This window comes from Mesorhizobium oxytropidicola, assembly GCF_056174625.1.
The window spans coordinates 6,500,479-6,516,105 of record NZ_CM149692.1 but is presented as its reverse complement, the minus strand read 5'-3'; the positions used below and the strand labels follow the sequence as shown (position 1 = coordinate 6,516,105).

Annotated in this window: 12 protein-coding genes; 6 read left to right on the top strand and 6 right to left on the bottom strand. The window is 62.9% G+C overall.

Annotated features, from left to right (window positions below; genetic code table 11):
* Window positions 1-149 precede the first annotated feature (149 nt).
* Window positions 150-1,196 carry a Kelch repeat-containing protein gene (locus AC0V8S_RS32545; RefSeq protein ID WP_475435634.1) on the top strand — a complete coding sequence of 349 codons (1,047 nt, stop codon included), beginning with the start codon at window positions 150-152 and terminating at the stop codon, window positions 1,194-1,196.
* Between the two features lie 24 nt (window positions 1,197-1,220).
* Here AC0V8S_RS32545 and AC0V8S_RS32540 read toward each other — a convergent pair whose 3' ends face one another.
* Together AC0V8S_RS32540 and AC0V8S_RS32535 are read right to left on the bottom strand one after the other, a co-directional pair.
* Window positions 1,221-3,299: a sigma-54-dependent Fis family transcriptional regulator gene (locus AC0V8S_RS32540; RefSeq protein WP_475435632.1), complete on the bottom strand. Its 2,079-nt coding sequence runs from the start codon at window positions 3,297-3,299 to the stop codon at window positions 1,221-1,223.
* 85 nt (window positions 3,300-3,384) lie between these two features.
* Window positions 3,385-3,858 carry a hypothetical protein gene (locus AC0V8S_RS32535; RefSeq protein WP_475435631.1) on the bottom strand — a complete coding sequence of 158 codons (474 nt, stop codon included), beginning with the start codon at window positions 3,856-3,858 and terminating at the stop codon, window positions 3,385-3,387.
* 399 nt (window positions 3,859-4,257) lie between these two features.
* Between AC0V8S_RS32535 and AC0V8S_RS32530 the strand changes: the two genes are divergently transcribed.
* The 4 genes from AC0V8S_RS32530 (at window position 4,258) to AC0V8S_RS32515 (ending at window position 9,582) form a co-directional block, all read left to right on the top strand.
* Window positions 4,258-6,807 (top strand): caspase family protein, encoded by a 2,550-nt coding sequence (locus AC0V8S_RS32530; RefSeq protein ID WP_475435629.1) that lies wholly within the window; start codon window positions 4,258-4,260, stop codon window positions 6,805-6,807.
* A gap of 17 nt (window positions 6,808-6,824) precedes the next feature.
* Entirely contained in the window at window positions 6,825-7,142 is a 318-nt protein-coding gene (locus tag AC0V8S_RS32525; protein ID WP_475435627.1) for a hypothetical protein, read from the top strand.
* 102 nt (window positions 7,143-7,244) lie between these two features.
* Window positions 7,245-8,330 (top strand): OmpA family protein, encoded by a 1,086-nt coding sequence (locus AC0V8S_RS32520; RefSeq protein ID WP_475435625.1) that lies wholly within the window; start codon window positions 7,245-7,247, stop codon window positions 8,328-8,330.
* Between the two features lie 7 nt (window positions 8,331-8,337).
* Window positions 8,338-9,582: a caspase family protein gene (locus AC0V8S_RS32515; RefSeq protein ID WP_475435623.1), complete on the top strand. Its 1,245-nt coding sequence runs from the start codon at window positions 8,338-8,340 to the stop codon at window positions 9,580-9,582.
* A gap of 31 nt (window positions 9,583-9,613) precedes the next feature.
* On the opposite strand, the gene AC0V8S_RS32510 is transcribed toward AC0V8S_RS32515, so the two are convergent.
* The gene (locus AC0V8S_RS32510) at window positions 9,614-10,186 is read right to left on the bottom strand and encodes a DUF6931 family protein (RefSeq protein ID WP_475438737.1); all 573 of its coding nucleotides are present in this window, start codon (window positions 10,184-10,186) and stop codon (window positions 9,614-9,616) included.
* Window positions 10,187-10,378: 192 nt separating this feature from the next.
* On the opposite strand from AC0V8S_RS32510, the gene AC0V8S_RS32505 reads away from it, so the two are divergent.
* The gene (locus AC0V8S_RS32505) at window positions 10,379-10,915 is read left to right on the top strand and encodes an OmpA family protein (RefSeq protein WP_096455150.1); all 537 of its coding nucleotides are present in this window, start codon (window positions 10,379-10,381) and stop codon (window positions 10,913-10,915) included.
* Window positions 10,916-10,989: 74 nt separating this feature from the next.
* Here the strand turns inward: AC0V8S_RS32505 and AC0V8S_RS32500 are convergent, their stop codons facing one another.
* The 3 genes from AC0V8S_RS32500 to AC0V8S_RS32490 all read right to left on the bottom strand — a co-directional run bounded on the left by AC0V8S_RS32500 (window position 10,990) and on the right by AC0V8S_RS32490 (window position 15,602).
* Window positions 10,990-12,612: a caspase family protein gene (locus AC0V8S_RS32500; protein WP_475435622.1), complete on the bottom strand. Its 1,623-nt coding sequence runs from the start codon at window positions 12,610-12,612 to the stop codon at window positions 10,990-10,992.
* Between the two features lie 168 nt (window positions 12,613-12,780).
* Entirely contained in the window at window positions 12,781-15,195 is a 2,415-nt protein-coding gene (locus AC0V8S_RS32495) for a M23 family metallopeptidase (RefSeq protein ID WP_475435620.1), read from the bottom strand.
* The gene (locus AC0V8S_RS32490; RefSeq protein ID WP_348524750.1) at window positions 15,192-15,602 is read right to left on the bottom strand and encodes a DUF1036 domain-containing protein; all 411 of its coding nucleotides are present in this window, start codon (window positions 15,600-15,602) and stop codon (window positions 15,192-15,194) included. The genes AC0V8S_RS32495 and AC0V8S_RS32490 overlap by 4 nt, the downstream gene beginning before the upstream one ends.
* Window positions 15,603-15,627: the final 25 nt, after the last annotated feature.

The following is a 15,627-nucleotide window of genomic DNA, read 5'->3' as shown; positions in this document are numbered from 1 at the left end:
GCCCTGCCGTCGCATTGTTTGGCGAGTCCAAAGGGTCCATTCCATATTCGATAATTCTCATTGTTCATACGGTCAGTTACCTCCCGTTGCGAGGCGAAGGCGCTCAGGCAATTCCCGGTCGGCGCCCAACCGCAACCGAGGAGCTTCCAATGAAGACGAAATGGCTGGTTTCCGCAGCGATGATCAATCTGGCACTTAATCTCGCGCCAGCGTTCGCCCAGGCGGGCACGTGGCGGATGGGAACGCCGATGCCGGAGCCTCAGAGCGAGAACTCCAGCGCCGTGGTGGGCAATCAATGGTTCGTCATTGGCGGCATCGACGTGCCGGAGGTTATGCCTGTAGGCACGGTTGTCATGTATGACGAGAATACGAAAACCTGGTCGCAGAGAGCGGCAATGACTGAGCCGGCCCATCATACAGCAACGGTGGCTTACGACGGCAAAGTCTACGTGTTCGGTGGTTTCGTCGGAGAGCCGGGCACCAAGGAATGGCAACCGACCGCTGATGCTTTTGTCTACGATCCGAAGACCGACAGCTGGTCCAGGCTTGCACCCATGCCAACTGCCCGCGGAGCGGCTGCGGCTGTGGTACTCGACGGAAAAATCTATGTCGTCGGCGGCGCGCATGCCCACGAGCATGGCCGCGACATGAAGGAGCCCCTTTGGGCCGAAGTTCCCAACATCGTCGGGAGGACTGTCGAGGTCTACGACCCCGCATCCAACACTTGGACAAGCCGGGCTCCCATGCAGACCGGCCGCAATCACTTTCTCGCCGCTGCTGTCGGTGGGAAGATTTATGCGATTGACGGTCGAATTGGTCTGCCCTTCGTGACCAAGAGCGACGTCACCGATCTGGTCGAGGAATACGATCCCGAATCCGATTCCTGGACCTACAAGGGCCGTTCCCCAACACCGCGCGGTGGGGTGTCGGGCGGTGTCTATGGCGGGAAGATCTATGTGACGGGTGGCGAGTACCAGGACGCGGCGGGCAAACGCACATTCTGGGCTCTTGAGGCCTACGATCCCGCAACAGACACGTGGCAGACGCTACCGCATATGCAGATTGCCCGCCACGGCTTCGTAGCCGGCTTCATTGGCAGCGAGTTCCATGTCGCCGGCGGCTCCTTCCAATCCGACGGCATGCCGGGGATCAATGCTCAGATGAACACCCACGAGTTCTACACCGTACCCAAATAGTTCAATCCAATGCCGCTGTGAGGACTAGAGGAAGCCGCGTCGGATGCCGTATTGGCCGAGCTTGCGATAGAGCGTCGGCCGCGAAATGCCGAGCCGCAGCGCAACCTTGCTGAGATTGCCGCTCTCCGCGGCAAGCGCATTCTTGATCGCCTGGCGTTCCGCATCTTCGAATGAGCATACCGGTGCTTCGAGCATGGTTGCGGGATGGTCGCCATGCGTGGCCATGGCGTTGCGATTGCCTGCACTGATTTCTCCGGGAAGATCCTGGAGTTCGACCGTCCCGCCGCGCGCCAATATGTGCAGGCGTTCGACCAGGTTCTTCAGTTCGCGCACATTGCCAGGCCAGCGATAGGCCCGCAGCGCGTCGAGCGCCTCGTTCGAAAACTCCAGCGGATCATTGCCGGCCAGCTTAGCGATCTGCCGGTTGAAATGCTCGATCAGCAACAGCACGTCGTCGCCGCGTTCGCGCAGCGCCGGGACATGGATCGAGACCGCACCGATGCGGTAGTAGAGATCGCTGCGGAAGCGTCCGGCCGCGACCTCCTGCTTGAGGTCGCGATTGGTCGAGGCGACCAGCCGCACATCCACCGGCCGACCCCGGGAGTCACCAATGCGGTGGACCACACGTTCTTCCAAGACACGCAACAGGAAGGGCTGGATTTCGAGCGGCAACTCGCCGATCTCGTCGAGGCTGAGCACGCCGCCATTGGCGAGTTCGAAGATGCCTGGCTTGCCGTCGCGCGAAGCGCCGGTAAAGGCGCCGGCCACATGGCCGAACAATTCGCTGCCGAACAATTCCTTGGTGATCGCGCCACAATTCATGGCGATGAACGGGTCGTTTTCGCTGCGCCGGCTGCCGGCATGGACAAGTCGCGCGAACAGCTCCTTTCCGACACCGGTTTCGCCTTCTATCAGCAACGAGGTGACCCCGTTCGACCCGGCCACCCGGGAAGCAATATCGACGGCGGCCAGCAATTTCTCGCTTTCGCCGACGATCATCGCCGCGGCGGCCCGCAGGTGTTTGTTCTCCTCCCGACGGATCACCGTCGTGCTGGAGACGGCCGGCACCGAAGGGAACACCAGGGCCGCGCCGCGAAGGTCGCCATCGAGCTTCAGCGGCGTGACATGACAGGAGCGCAGATGCGGCGGCAGCGCGTTGGCGAGATCGGTGTCCGAGCCGGAGGCCGGCAGGTTCATCAGCCAGCGGCCACGGCCAGGTTCCATCGGGCCGTCCATCATCTCCGTCGTGTCGCCATTGGGCACGTTGTTGCAGAAGATGGCGCGGCCGCGATGGTCGACGATCACCAGCCCGTCCTTCCGGCGGTAGCTTGGAGCCGACGAAATGAAGGCTTCGAGCAGCCGCGTGCGCTGTTCCTGCTGCTGCTCGGCCAGCGCCTTTTCGATCTGCCTGGCGGTGGCGGCGACCAGCGCGGTGTTGTGCGGCCGGAAGATCGGCGAATAGCCCGACAGGTCGACGACGCCGATGATCTTGCCGTCCAGCGGATCGCGGATCGGCGCGCCAGCGCAGGTCCAGGATTTGATGCCGGCGCAGAAATGCTCGGCCGCATGGACGAAAGTCGGCTCACCGGTCCACAGCGCCGTGCCGATGCCGTTGGTGCCGACGGCGCCCTCATTCCATTTGCCACCGATGGCGAGGTGGATGTCCATGCCGTCATGCAGCGTTTTCTTGTCGCCGATGGCATCGATCAGCACGCCGTCGCTGTCGGCGAGTACCAGCATCGCGCCTGTGCCGTCCAGCAACTGGCCGAGCGAGGCGAACGACCGGCGTGCCGCCGAAAGCAGTTCCGCATTGGCGCGGGTCAGATATTCGATCTCGTCGCGATCGCTGCTCAGCGGCGCTTCGATGCCTTGAGCATTGATGCCGCCGGTGGCGCTGCGATACCAGGAATCGTGGATCAGCGAGCGGACGTGGACCGGATCGCGCGCGGATGTCGGCTCGTCGGAGAGAAAACTTTCCCAGGCGCGCATGGTGGCGCGCTCGTCATAGTCGATCCTGTCCAGAACCAGTTGTCCGGTGGCCATCGACGCATGCGTCGAAAGAGCATCGGTTTTCATCGGATTGGGGCCGCTCGCGTGTCTCATTCAGTCATCACAGTACCTTTGAGGTATGCCATTTCTGTATGCTGTCGCGGATTGGACGTGCGCAGCGACGCCCAACTGCCTGCCGTCAGTCGATGCCGAGTTTCGCGCCGATGTCGGCTGCCAGTTGGTCCTCGGTATAGGTCGCGGTCAGCCGGGACCCGTCCAGCCCGGCGAGCGCCTCGGCGATGGTTTCGTCGACCGGCGAGAAGAAGCCGTTGTGTTTCGTTGCCAGCACGAAGATCTGCTCTCCGTCCCGATTGCGGACGTCGCCGATATGATGAAGCTGGCGGCCGCTGTTCTGATCCTTGGAGATCACACGGCCGTTCATGGTGACGCGGATGGATGGGCTCGCTTCGGCAGCGGTTGCAGCGCTGCCGCCGACATGGATGATCAGTCCTTCCGCCTTGGGTTGCTGGCGTGGCTTCTTCGAAGCCGAATAGCCGCCGCCGCTGATCTGGTCGGCAATGCGAGTGATGGTCGAGCGGTTCTGTTCGATCAGTCGTTTGACCTGAACATCCTCGCGACGCGGGCCGTCCCGCTTGGAGATGATCTCGACCATGAATCCTCCCAGATTCGTTGGCTTGGCGGTGCCGTGAGTACGGTCGCTCTTATTTGCAGCGAACCCTACACTGCCATCGCCAGATGCGCCATTCACAATAGGTAGCGCCGAAATTCACCTCGTTGGTAGCAGGCGGCTGCTACACGAGGTTGCCTGCCGTACCCTTCTGCTCAAAAAATTGTGCTTCGGAGCCGGACGCCGGGGCGGTTCGACACTCATTGCGGACGGTTCGGCTCTGAGGTAGTTTACACATCCGGATGAGGAAGGTGCCTGCTGCCGCGACGGTTTTTCGGTCTTTTTCCGTTCCTGTCGCGGCGGATTGTGAGTTCTTCAACAGACCTTGATACCGCAATCTGGGGAGCTTGTGGTCGTCAGGTCGCGGCGGTTGAGGCAGTTGCCATGCTCCGACTTTGCGGATTGATCGCGGTCTTCCTTGTAGCGGCCCTTGCGAGCTTCGATGCGTCGGCCGATCGAAGGGTCGCCCTGGTGATCGGCAATTCCGAGTACCGGGAAATCCCCGCTCTCAAGAACCCCGACAAGGATGCCGAGGACGTATCCAAGACATTCCGGCTGGCCGGCTTCGAAGTGTTCGTTGCCAAGGATCTGACGAAGCTGCAGTTCGAGGAGCAGTTCCGCAACTACCTCGCGGCGGCGGACGGCGCCGATCTTTCCGTCGTCTATTATTCCGGCCATGGCTTTCAGATCGGCGGCGAGAATTTCCTGATCCCCGTCGATGCTTCGCTGAAGAACGCGGCCGACATAGAGGTCCAGGCAGTCAAGCTCGACGACGTCCTGCAGCAATTGCGCGCCAAATCGAAGATCCAGGTGATCATCCTCGATGCCTGTCGCAACAATCCGTTTCCGCGCAAGGACTATTGGCTGCGGGATCAGCTGATCACGGCGGGCAACACCGGTCTTGCGCAGGTCAAAAGCTCGCTGAACACGCTGATTGCCTTTGCCACCGAGCCGGGGGCGGTCGCCTATGATGGCGCGGGAGACCTCAGCCCGTTCTCATCCGCATTCTCGCGTCGTGCGCTGGCGCCGAACCAGGAGATACGCTCGGTGATGGCCGCTGTGCGCCGCGATGTGGTCGAGGCGACCGACGGCAAGCAGGTCCCCTGGGAAAACTCCTCGCTCATCGACGAAGTCGTGCTGATGCGCCGCGCCAGCCGGCCCTCGCTGCCGCCGGTTCTTGAGAAGGTCGTCCCGTCGGGCGTCGGACCTGTTGCCCTGGACCTGCCGGAACCGGTCGATGTCGATGGCGGATCGATCACCGTCAGCATCGAAAGGCCGCCAGCACTTGGGCGCCTGCTGCTGGACGGCAAGGCTGTCGCGGTCGGCGAACCGATCGAGGGCCGGGACCTGCCGCGCCTGAAGATGGATGTGCCCAAGGGCGTCGGTACACCCGAAGAGGTCGACATGCTGGCCTACGCCACGCATGACAATTGGGGTGGCCAATCCCAGGGCATCATGGTGTTCCGTGTCAAGAACGGCGAGGGCGCCCAAGGCGAACAGATTGTCGCCTCGCTCGAGACCGAGCAGAAGCAGCAGGTGCTGGAGCGGGGCATCCATATCACCGGTGCCGCCGAGGCGATCGAAAACCGTCAGATCAGCGTTCCGGTCGGTGTCGGACCGGTTCCGCTGAAGCTGGATTTCCCGACAAACGATCCCGCGGTCAGCCTGAAACTTGCGAGCTATCCGGCAACGGGAACCCTGTCCCTGCCGGATCGTGCCCTGTCACCGGAGTCGAGCCTGATGGCCGATGAGGTCGACCAGCTGCGCTACGAACCCCAGATCGGTGCCGCCGCGCCGGTCGAGGTCGGCTTCGAGATCCGGGCCGACAGCAGCTCATCCAAGCCCGCCACGATGAAGCTGTCGCCAAGCGTCGACCCGTGCGACCAGGCCGCCGGCGAACCTCTCGACCTGCAAGGCGTCGTCCCTGGCCTGCTGCCGAATGAAATCGGCACTGAAGCCGTGAAGGCCTGCGAGGCGGCGGTGAAGGTCTATCCCGATGTCGCCCGCTTCCGCTACGAACTGGGCCGGGCGCTGCTTGCGGCCGGTAAGGTCGAGGAAGCCAAGAAAGCCGTCCAGGCGGCAGCCGACAAAGGCCACGTCCGCGCCGTGTTCGAGCTTGGCTACTTCAACGCGACGGGCACGGGAATGCCGATCGACCGCAAGCAGGCCAATAGCTTCTACGCGGCGGCGTCCGACAAGGGCGATCCTTACGGAATGACGTCATGGGGGCGTGCCTTGTTCAATGGCTATGGCGTCGAGCGCGACACCGGCAAGGGGCTGGACCTGCTGCTCAAGGCGGCCGCCATGGGCCATACCTACGCGATGAACGATCTTGCCGCGATCTTCACCGAAGGCCGCAATGGCGTGCCCGCCGATCCGGCCCGCGCCGTGGCCTTTCTGAAAGCCGGCGTGGAGCGGCAGGACATGTATTCGATGAACCTGCTCGGCCGCAACTACCTGGCTGGCGTGGGCGTCGAGAAGGATCCCGGCCAGGCGCAAGGGCTTTTCCAGAAGGCCATGGATCTCGGCCAGCCTTACGCTCCGGCCAGCCTCGCCCGCATGTACCGCGACGGTGTCGGCGTAGGGCAGAACCTCGATGAAGCGCAGAGACTGTTCGAACTGGCCACGGCACGCGGCGATCAGTCCGGCGCATATGACCGCGCGGCTCTCGAAATGCAGAAGGGCGACAAGGCCGACCAGGTCACAGCTGTGCGCTATCTGGCCTTCGCCGTCGCGCTCGATCTTCGCAACGAATTGCCGGGCGCCCAGACGACGCTAACGAAATTCGCAGTGAAGGCGAAGACGGCGGCGCTCAAGCAATTGCGCGGCGAACTCAAGGCCAAGATCGCGGCGAACGGCTCGCTGGACGACCAACTGGTCAAGACGGCCAGAGCGGTCTGGGAGCAAGCCAATCCGCGTCGGGACTTGTTTTGATCCACAAGGAGGCGATCGTGGGCAGGGCAGTGAAGCAGGCATTGATTGCAACGATTCTATCCGGTGCCCTGGCGGGGCTAACGGGCTGCATGTCCGTCGCGCCCAAGCCCGAACCGGTGCTGACGACGACGAAGCACAAGCCGAAGCTCGTTCGCACGACGTCGACGCCGAAGATCGGCCAGCAGAAGAAAGTCACCGCCAAGAAGGTGATTGTGCCGGTTGAGGAAACCACACCTGTCGTCGTTCCACCGTTGGGCGGTGGCACTGGTGGCGGCGGCGGCGGTGGTGGCGGCACCGGGGGTTCGGGTGGCGGTGGTGGTGGCGGCTGGGGATGAGCTTCCAACAGCAGGTCGCCAAGAGCGTGCAAGTGCTCTATGCTTCGACCGTGTTCACGTGGTGTTCGGTGTCGATACGGTAGTCCTGGGCAGGGGCGGTCCATGTTCGAAGTCGTCGCATTCTGGTGGAAGACAACGTCGAAAGGCCCTGCTGCAAGGGCTCTTGGCCTGATCGTTGCGTCATGGCTGTTGCTTGGGTCGCAAGCCGCCAATGCCGCGCCGAACTGGACGCTCGATCCCACCGCTTCGGTGATCACCTACCAGTCGGTCAAGAAGAACACCATCGTTGAGACCAACAAGATCAGGAACATCACCGGCACGCTGAGCGCGGCGGGCGATGCCAAGGTCACGTTCGACCTCAATTCGGTCGATACCGGCGTCGACCTGCGCAACGTTCGCATGCGCTTCCTGTTCTTCGAGACATTCAAATACCCGACCGCCGAGCTGACGGCGAAAGTGGATCCCGCCGCATTCGCCGATCTCGCGACAAAGCGCAGGGTGAAGGCAACCTTGCCGTTCCGCCTCAATCTGCACGGCGTCGACAAGGACCTCGAGGCCAGCGTCGTCGTCACCATGATCAGCGACAACATGGTGTCGGTTGCTTCGGAGGCTCCGGTCGCTGTCCATGTCGAGGATTTCGGCCTGCTGCCGAACATCGACAAGCTGCAGCAGGCCGCCAACGTCACCAACATCGTGCCCACCGCGTCGGTGTCATTCGATTTCGTCTTCACTGCCGACGGCAGCAAGTCGGCCGCCACCCAGACCGCCACGGCCGATGTGGGGCCGGTCGCCACCGATGCCGCCAAGGCGAACTTCAGCGACGAGGAATGCCTGAACCGGTTCGCCGTGCTCTCGCGCACCGGCGCCATCTACTTCCGGCCCGCCAGTGCGCGGCTCGATGCGAAAAGCCGCCCCTTGCTGACCGAGGTTGAAGGTGTCGTCGGAAAATGCCCGAGCCTGAAGGTCGAGGTCTCCGGTTATACCGATTCCGACGGATCGCCGGAGGCGAACAAGCAATTGTCGGAGCGCCGGGCCCAGGCGGTTGCCGACGCCCTGATTGCCGCGGGCATTCCGCGCAACCAGGTCAGTTCCGCGGGCTATGGCGAGGAGCGTCCGGTTGCCGCCAACGATACGCCCAAGAACAAGGCGCTCAACCGGCGGATCGAATTTTCCGCGACCAAGCTCTGAGGTGGCGGTGAGGTCCGATCCGATCGCCCGTTGCGGTGGCCTCTTTCGCGCCGCCAGTTTCGCGCTGCTCGCCTTGCTGTTGACTGTGACGGCCGCCAGTGCCGAGCGCCGCGTCGCCCTGGTCCTCGGCAACGCCCAGTATCAGCATGCGGCACCCCTCGCCAATCCGGTGCGCGACGCCCAAGCCATGGCCGAACGCCTGAAGAAGCTCGACTTCGAGGTGGTTTCGGGCTTTGACCTGACCAAGCCGCAGACGCAGGCAACCATCGCCCAGTTCGCAAAACAGGTGCGCGGTGCCGATATCGCACTGTTCTTCTACGCAGGCCACGGTCTGCAGGTTTCGGGCAAAAACTACCTGCTTCCGGTCGACGCCGCGCTGGAGGACGAGACCTCCCTCGACTTCGAGGCCGTGTCGGTTGATTTCGTTTTACGCCAGATGTCGCGGGAGACCAGCATCAGGCTGGTGTTTCTCGACGCTTGTCGCGACAATCCCCTCGCCGAAGTGCTGGCCAAGACCGCGGGCGTCCATGGCGCCAGCAGCGGCCTCGCCGAGATCCCGATCGAGAATGGCGGCGCCGGCACGCTCGTTGCCTTCGCCGCCAGCCCCAATCAACTCGCTTATGACGGGTCGGGCGAACATTCGCCGTTCACCGCCGCGCTGCTTCAGCACATCGGCGCGCCCAACGTCTCCATCACCGAGGCGATGAACAGGGTGACCGGTGATGTCTTCAAGGCAACCGCCGGCAAGCAGCGCCCCTGGCTCAATGTATCGCTGACCACGGAGGTCGTCCTGCACAAGGTCGATCTCAACGCGCCATTGATCGTGGGCGAAGCGGCCACACCTCAGGCCGAAGGCGGCTCCGAGGCGCGCAACACCGGCGCCGCCGGTGCGTCAGGCCAAAGCGACGATCAGCTGGCACTCGACGTGCTGCGCCAGAAAATCCCCGAACTGGCGTCGGATGCCCCGATCCTTTTCAACCATCCGGTCGATTTCGGCGACGCGGCAATCGACGGCAAGAGCATCGCCGAACTGATCAAGGGCAAGCCCCTGTTCAGTCCGGTGGAGGGGTTGGACAAGTCGGTCTGGGAGGACAAGCACTGCGACGGCTGCCATGAATGGAACGAGGCCAGGCTGTGCGATCAGGCGAAGAATTTCGCCGCCAACGATGTCTCTGTCTTGCGCCTGCAACATCCGCTGGGGACACGCTTCAAAGTGGCGCTTGCCAAATGGGCGCAAGGCGGCTGCAAGTAGGAAGTCTGATTTCTGTCGGGATGGCGCTGTTCTAATATGCATCCGCCGATTGGCGCGCCTCGATCTCGGCCATCTGGATGCCCATTTCGACAAATGCCGAAAGAACGGCAAACCGGTCCGCGAGCGCGACACGGGCCAGTCCGGCCAGAATTCCGGCATTGACCGCATGGGCGGCAGGAAATGGTTGCAAGGCCGGTGCCATCGTTGCGGCATTAGCCGAACTGTCGCGCCATCCGGCAGCCAGCGCAATCCAGCCGACCGGCGTTGTCGGTGGTGTCGCTGCCGCTGTGCTGACGGCTGCCCGAAGGTGGGGATTGTCCGGTTCACCCACCCAGTCGCCAACATGCGCAAGCAATTCCTGATCGGTCGCATCGAACAGCTCGGTCAGATGGCTCAGGCATTCATGCGCCCACCAGACCGCGGCTCGCTCGGGAAGCAGGTAGGCACAGAAGGTAATCGCTTCTTCGGGAACGCGTCCGGCGAGCAACTCGCGGCAAAACGCGATCGAGCTTTGGTCGGTTGGAAGGGTTCTCATGTCCCGGGCAATAGCGGGGCAAGCCATGAAAAGATCTCGTGCCGTCTTGAATCGGAGCCCATTGGCCATGATCGCCACGCCTTCATCGAGAAGCCTTGGCCACTCAAGCCCCAGGCGGGGCGCTGGTCAAGTCTCAACCCGGTGCCGCCGCAACACCCCTTGGCACGATCGTGCCCACCAGCGTTTATCGACAGACAATTGCCATGAACTTTGGTATCGTCACGATCGTCGAAATCGGATGCTCAAACAGGAGTAACCGCTATGCAGTGGGGCAGGTCAGCCTTTGTGTTGGCGGTGGTGTTTTTCTCGACCCACGCTTCCGCCGATCCCGTTCAGAAATCAGAAGACATCGTGAAGTTTTTCACTGGCGCCGCCGACCTCGGCAAGTCACGGGGAATTTGCGTCGGCACCGAGGAGGAGTGCAAAAGCAAGACCAAGGCAAAGGACGCGCCGGGCGAAAAATCCAGCCTCGATATGCTGATCAATTTCGGCTTGGATTCGGCCACGCTCGACACCACCGCGCGCGCTGAGCTCGATGAGTTCGCCAAGGCGCTGAAGGACAGCCGGCTGAGCACGTTCAGCTTCGTCGTCGAAGGCTATACCGACGCCACCGGCACGGTGCATTACAATGAAGGCCTGTCGCAACGGCGTGCGAAATCGGTGGCAGCCTTCCTGACGGCCAGCGGTGTCGATCCCAGCCGCATCAACGCGATCGGCATGGGCGAGAAGAACCCCCGCAGCCCCAACCCGTACGATCCGGTCAACCGCCGCGTGGAAATGCGGATCAAGACGCAGTAGCGCGCTAGAATTACGTCAAAACAAAGAGTTAGAGCAATTCACTGTTTCCGTGAAACAGTGAATTGCTCTGGGTGTCAGTGTTTGAGCACGCCCCCTATCGCCACACCGGCGCCGAAGATCAGTGCCTTGGTCAGGAAGTCGTTGTCGCGCCGGCGTGGCGGAGGATCATCCAGCCGAACCATCATGGTCTCGCGGTTGCGCCACTTCGAAACGACCAGTTGTTGCTTGCGGGGCTTCTGTGCCACCGGCCTTAGCGTGCGGGCCTTCTGCACAACGGGCTTCTTCGGCTGCGCCGTACGGGCCTGATCAGCGGCATATCCGGCACGCACGGCTTCCATCATCGGATCTGACTGGATCGCGAGGAACGCCAGTTGCTCGCGCGTCAGATAGGTGGTTTGCGGCAGTCCGTTATCGGATTGCCAGATGCCGATCGCCTCACGGGTCTGAGAGCCCAGGGTTCCGTCGATGCGCCCAATCTCGTTGCCCAACGCTTCGAGCCGCAACTGCAGGTCGATGCGGCCCTGGCGGTCGAGGCCGATTGCACTTTCCGTCAACTCGGTGCCCGGCGTCTGCTTCATCTCGTCTGGAACGCTGACCGAGGTCCGCACGGCAGAGCCGGAACCGGCGTTCGCCTGGTTCGTATCGAGGGCCGCGACCTGCCGGTTTTGAGCGTTCGGGCCGTTCAATTCGTCAATGTTCAGCCGCGCCACGGTGGCGAAGCGACCGTTCGGAAACTGGTCGAGATAGGCTTGATAGAACGGACCGGAATTGTGCTTCACAGCCTCGTCCCAAAGACGTTGCTCGACCTCCCACGAAGGAGAATCGCCGGCGACAGGGGCGGGAGCGGATGTCGCTGCTGCGTCGGCAACGGGATTTGCCGCCGGCGCCGCCGCCGCGACGGGTTTCCCAAGGAAAACCTCGCGTCCCAGCGATGCGTTGTGCCACGGCCGCTGGCGACCTTGCGTGGTTTCCGTCACTTCGCCGCGCACCCGCGTCAGTGCGCTCTGGATTTCGACGCCTGGTTCGGTCAGATGCCTGGCGAGCGCCGTCGAGTAAGGGCTGTCGGTTCCGTCGCCGTCGAAAGCGATGGCGCCAGGATCCGTTGCATAGGCAATCAGCAGGCCGCCAGTACCGACGCCGTCCGATCTGGCTTCGACCGGCGCCAGGCCGGTGCCCAACGAGGTGGAGCGGCTCTTCGGCAGCGAGGCCGCCAGCGTCCTTGCCAGCGGATTGTCGCGGCAGGCATCGAGGATGATGACGCCAATCGCCGGGTCGGGCGGCAACGCGGCCATGAAATCGTCGATCTGGATGGTGCGGGTCTTGAGATAGGCTGGCGACGTCAAATCGGCGTCGACCGGGATCAGGTAGTTCTTGCCGTCGACCTGCATGCCGTGACCGGCATAGAAGATGACCGCGAGGTCGGCGTCATAGGCTTGCTCGGTAAATCGGCTGATGAGGTTGTGCATGCCCGCATTGTCCTGGTCGACCCCTTCGATCACCTCGAAGCCGGCATTGCGCAGCGTCGATGCGATGAGGCGGGCATCGTTGGCGGGGTTGGGCAAGGTGACCGCATGGACATAGTCGCTGTTGCCGATCACCAGCGCGACGCGCTTGGCGTCAGGCGCGGCGGCCTCGGCGCCGAATGCGGCAAGGAAAACCAGGATAATCCCGCTCAGAAAGACCGCGAACGCTTTCATGGACCAGCCCTCCACTCACCAGGGTGCTAGATTTCGTCAGCGACTGGGTCGCCTGTGCCAACAATGGCTCCTGGACGTATGTGATCTTGACCGCGGTTTTGGTTCACGGAGGGGCCTGAAAAATAGTGGCGCCAATGGCCTGAGCGACCAATGCCGTGGCAGACAGGCTCAAAGCGTATTCTGAATCGAGCCTATGAGGGCGGTGACCGCCTGCTTGTATTTTTCGAACTCCGGCGACGTCTGGCGGATTTCCGTGGTCGTCGGCGGTGGGGTGGCATCGGTGGCCACCCGGCTCAGCTTCTGGCCCATCTTCCTTTCCGCCCAGTCCACCACATAGCTGGCTGTCTTGCCGGTGAGAAACGGGTTGGCCTGGATGACGGCCGCCCCAAGCACTGCGCTCAGTTGCGCCGAACCCGGCGCCGACAGCACCTGGTGCGCGCCTTCCATGCCGAGGAAATGGCAGAGATAGAGCCGTCCGGCTGTGATCTGGTGGCCGCGCGCCCGCAGATAGGCCTCGCCTTCGCGTGCCAGATTGCGCACCATCTCACGCGAAATGGTGGCGTCGTAGCGCAAGGCCAAGAGGTCGGCGGTCGACAGTGTGCGTGCAAGCTCCGGGCGATAGGTGTTCATCATCCGGATCCAGGTCTTGGTTATGAACTGGCCGGCGCCGGTCGCCGACGAATTCGGGTTCTTGGCGCGGGCGCTGCCGCCGCTTTCGACATGAACGATCCGCTCGGTCAGCGTTTCGACGGCAACATCGCCGGAATTACCGGAATTGCCAGTGTCATAGGTGGCGACCGTGAGGGCCGTCCCCAGCGGATCGATTGCCTCGCCGTTCTGGTAGAGCTCGAAATGCAGGTGCGGGCCGGTCGAAAGCCCGGTGGTGCCGATATAGCCGATGACGTCGCCGGCCTTCACCTTGGTGCCGACGCCGCTCGCAATGGCGAATTTTTGCATATGCGCGTAGCGCGTCTCGCGGCCGTTTGGGTGCGAAATCTTCACCAGATTGCCATAGCTGCCGCCATCGCCTTGAAAGCTGATCTCGCCGTCGAAGGCCGCCATGATCGGCGTGCCGACAGGGGCTGCCCAATCGACACCCTTGTGGATACGAACGACGCCGAGGATCGGGTGCTTGCGCGGGCCGAAGGTCGAGGTCATCACCCCGTTCACCGGCGTGACCATGCCGTTGGCGACGTTGAGCGAGCGCACTTCGTCATTGCCGGTGACGCAGGCGAACTGGCCGTCGCTCTGTTGGAAGACGAAACAGTCGATGGTCTTCTCACCGCCCTGGACGCCGACATAAAGCACCCGCCCGGACGTCTCGTCCTTGCCGCGCGGCGTCTGCGAGTAGATCAGCACCAGGCGCTGGTCCTCGCTGGCGAAGGCGTCGAGGTCCTGTCCTCGCGACAGATACATGATCGCCTCGCCGATGACGCCGGTTGGAACCTTGTTGCGCGCGGCCGTCGAATAGATCGCGTCGAGGAGGCGATATTGCCGCTTGGGCCCGCCTTGATCGGTACCGGAATAGTTGAACAGGTCCTCGCGCACCCAGGGGTCGACACCCGACACGAAGGCGCCCGCGGCATTGCGCGTCAGCGTGCCGACAAAGACATTCTTGGCGTAGATCGAAACCTGCATGAGCGACATTGTCGTCGTCTCGCGGTTCGGCCGGAATCCGCGCATGGCAACGACATAACCCGGCTCCAGGCTGTCGCGGTTGAACAGGCTCTTCAGCGCCTCGCCTGCGAGCTTGGCGTCGTCGGCGGAAAAATGTGCATCGAGCGCAACACTGTCCAGGCTGCGGTCGTTGAGGATCTTCACGAACGTGTCTTCGGTCGCCTCGAAGCGCTGGTACTCGCTGGTCACGGTTGCGACGGTCGTATTGTTCTCGATCTGGGTCTTCTTGAAGGCGGGCAGCGCTGCCTCGCCCTGATCGATGGTCTCTCCCCAGCCGGCCTCCGGGTCGTCGGCATCCGCCTTGGGCGCCGAACCGGCCGGGGCCTCGCTCGCTTCGGGTGCCGCCTGAAGGTCATTGTCCAGGTCGCCCTGCTGGTCGTCCGGTGCCGCCGGGGCAGGCGGAGCGGCCTGCTCGGCGGGTGCGGCAGCCGGAGATGTCGGGGCGGTCCGCCGCTGTGCCTGGAAGAAGGCGAAGTCCTCCTGCGTCGACGGGATCGTCGTCATGAACTTTTCGCTGGCGCTCAGCATCACGTCGGAGAGGATCTCGATCTGCGGCGAGGCGCCGGAACTGTCGAGCTCGGCCGGGCGCGCCACCGTATGGCCCTTGCTTGCCGTGTCGGCATCGGGCGCTAGCGTGATCCACATCGGATCTCCCGCCAGGTCGATGATGGCGGGCACATAGACGGATGCATCGGCAGGCACATCATCCGCACCTTCGACCGCGTGCAACTCCTCGTCTTCGTCACCGAACGACCAATAGTCCGCGGTGAAGTAGAAACCGGCGGCGATGGACAGCAGGATCACTACGGCGAAACCGGCAAGGAGCCTGCGCCAAAGCGTGCGCCTGCGCAGCGCGGCGCGCGCCTGCTTTTTCTCTCTGAAGCTGGTGTCGATACTGTGCGTCACGGATTGCTTCCGGTCAGGAAGAAGGTCCACCGCACCTGCTCGAGCGTATCGACTTCGAGAAATTGCGCCGCGATATGGCCGCGCTGCCAGCATTCGTCGATGCCGCGGATCGAAAACCGCCGCCGCTCGATGCACATCTCGGTCGATCCGGTCAGGATCGCATGGCCGAACACATCCGTGGCATAGATGTAGATGTAGCGGTTCGTCAGTTCCTCGCGGATGACGTTCACGCATTGGTTGGCGCCGATGGTCCACCAGCCGTCGGTCTGGTCCGCATTGTCGACCTTCTGGCCGACCGCCAGATTGACGACGTCGAGTGTCTGGTTGCAGACCGTGAATTCGGCGCGCGCTTCGCCGGACGCCAACACGGCCAGCAATGCCGCTCCAGCCATGATCGCGAGCCTCATGCGGCCGGTCAGGGCAAGCAGGGCT